The organism is Pradoshia sp. (genome assembly GCF_051873915.1).
In the GTDB taxonomy this organism is placed as follows: Bacteria; Bacillota; Bacilli; order Bacillales; family Pradoshiaceae; genus Pradoshia.
Map to the genome: position 1 here is coordinate 1 of NZ_JBJEFJ010000146.1, position 1,570 is coordinate 1,570.

Annotated in this window: 1 protein-coding gene; it reads right to left on the minus strand. The window is 40.1% G+C overall.

Translation table 11 applies throughout. The features are described from left to right. Positions 1-42: 42 nt before the first annotated feature. Positions 43-1,425, minus strand: a complete 1,383-nt coding sequence (locus tag ACI35L_RS13295) for an ISLre2-like element ISLre2 family transposase (protein ID WP_049779699.1) — start codon at positions 1,423-1,425, stop codon at positions 43-45. Positions 1,426-1,570 lie beyond the last annotated feature (145 nt).

The following is a 1,570-nucleotide window of genomic DNA, read 5'->3' on the forward strand; positions in this document are numbered from 1 at the left end:
GTATCTGTCAAGTTTTCATAGGTAGCCTTTAAATATACAGTTTTAGTGGGTTAGTGCCTTAAAAAGTTGTCCCATTGGTCTACTTGTGGCCGTGTTAATCGGAATTATTCCTTGTACTGCTCCAATTGACGGCTTTGTCGGTGCCTTTCTTAGAAACTCTCCAGTTCGAATATGCATTTCCTGTAATAGGCTGGTTTGAGCCACTCGAGGAAGAACTGTTAATTGTTCTAGGATTGTATTTAAACTAGCTTGCAGTTCACCATTCATTCGGGCTTCAATTAAACCAATCATGGCTTTAGCCCCCTGCTTAGTCCATGACTTGCCCTGTTTCTTCATCCGGTAAGTAAAAGCCCGGTGAGAACTTTCGACTGAACCAATTAAATGAATATCCTTAAATCCACGCATTTGTGGTGAGAGGATATACCGCCAATTTCGCTGTAGATACTTTCTTAAACGCATTAGGTCGTCTGCTTGTTTTTCCGTTAGGTTTTGTGATTCATAAGTATCTAAAATTATTGTTAGCTCTGCTTGATCATGATGACGAACGGCTTTAATTGCTCGCATGGCTAATTCGTTGTGCCGGCCTAAAGTATGTTCAATTTTCTGTAAACAATGATAGCGGTCGAGAAAGTATTCACCATGTGCACCTTGAGGAACTAGACTTAATAGCTTAGCTGGTTCGTAACCTGGGCCAGCGTCACTGGCCAAAAAGATCGTTTGACCGGCAAGCTTATAATGGCGGTCTAAATAATCACTTAGTCGTGCTTCAAGCCGTCCTTGGTGCCCAACACTGAGAAAGTCATGCCGATTAATGATTTGATTAGCTACTCGCTCATAAACCCGATAATGGTGCACAAGAGTCAGCTGACCTGCTTCTTTTTTACCTTTAATCATAAAGGCATCACCCTCAATAGTTAAATTTTTAGGCATATGGCGAGGAGTAGCTTGGTGTTCTTTTGCTTGAGTTTGTTTAGCTACCTGATTTCCTAACTCATGCACGGCGTGCATTACCGAATCGGCAGTAATTCCGCTGTCAAATACAAGGTTCAAAATGTCGGCAGTATTGCGCATTGTAGTTGTTTGGGCAATCTTAGCCATCATCATTAAGTATTGTGGCGATAAACGACGACGTGGTTTAATTTTTAATTGTTGGTCTAAGTAAAATTCACGTTTCTTTGTCCCAGCCTGATAATACCGTCGTTGAAAAGTCACCGGGCCAAAGATAAAATTAAGCGTCCGTGGCTGTTTATTAATTACTTGATAGTTCGCTGGAGCTTGGGACTTTAAGCTTCGATCTAAGCTTTCCAAAAAGTTTTGCATGATTACTTGTCCTAACTCCAATACCCCTTTTAAAATAATCTGTTCAGCTTCAAATAAACTGCCTGATTTCACCAAATTCTGCTCGATTTCTGTTAAAATATCCATGAGGAAAGACCTGCCTTTGCTTAGTATTCGACACACTAAAGGCTACTGGTCTTTTCTTTTTTTGTAAATAAGTAAATTGGTCTACAAAAAAGATTTCCACGACCAGATGAATTATTCATCCAACCTATGAAAATCTTACACTAAC

Bases quoted from the DNA above. Each gene is read 5' to 3' on its own strand.
- ACI35L_RS13295 (WP_049779699.1), bottom strand. From the start codon at position 1,425: ATGGATATTTTAACAGAAATCGAGCAGAATTTGGTGAAATCAGGCAGT.